At 63.9% G+C, this 319-nt stretch carries 1 pseudogene; it reads left to right on the top strand.

The window, feature by feature from the left end:
* Window positions 1–319, top strand: a pseudogene (locus tag A3764_RS00640) (carbon-nitrogen hydrolase family protein); the annotation flags it as partial.

Raw genomic sequence — 319 nt, forward strand, 5'->3', positions numbered from 1 at the left:
CTTCGACGTGAACGGCCTTGGCGCAGGGGGCACCGGCAAGTCCTGTGTCGTCGATCCGACGTCCATGGTGCTGCACCAGTCCGCGGGGCAAGAGGACATGTTCCCGATCGAGGTCGATCTGTCCATGGTCCGCCGCCAGCGCGAGACCGGCATGAAGGGTCTGGGGCAGGTCCTGAAATCCTTCCGGGATCGCCCGATCGATTTTTCGGTCTATGATCGTAACAGCGGTGCGGATGCATTTCTCAAGACGCTGGGGCCGCTTGCCGTGCCCCATCAGGGTACCCGCGCCGGTCTGCATGTCGACGTTCCGGCCCAGTCC

This window comes from Sulfitobacter sp. HI0129 (genome assembly GCF_001635395.1).
Classification (GTDB): domain Bacteria; phylum Pseudomonadota; class Alphaproteobacteria; order Rhodobacterales; family Rhodobacteraceae; genus Sulfitobacter.